Genomic DNA, 251 nt, shown 5'->3' with positions numbered 1-251 from the left:
ACGTTGACCCAGGCACAATGAGCCCAATTCAACACGGTGAAGTTTACGTTACAGAAGACGGCGCAGAAACTGACCTTGATTTAGGTCACTACGAGCGTTTTATCCGTACCAAAATGACTAGTCGTAATAACTTCACACAAGGCCGTGTATATGAAGACGTATTACGTCGTGAGCGCCGTGGTGAATACCTAGGTGCTACTATTCAGGTTATTCCACATATCACTAACGATATTAAGCAGCGTGTATACGAC

The 251-nt window shown here is 44.6% G+C and carries 1 pseudogene; it reads left to right on the top strand.

The features are described 5' to 3' along the window. A pseudogene (pyrG, locus tag AAEY83_RS17190) lies at positions 1–251 on the top strand (CTP synthetase); the annotation flags it as partial.

The organism is Psychrobacter sp. TB20-MNA-CIBAN-0197, from assembly GCF_040309765.1.
GTDB lineage: Bacteria > Pseudomonadota > Gammaproteobacteria > Pseudomonadales > Moraxellaceae > Psychrobacter > Psychrobacter submarinus.
This window is presented reverse-complemented; position numbering and strand designations above follow the sequence as displayed.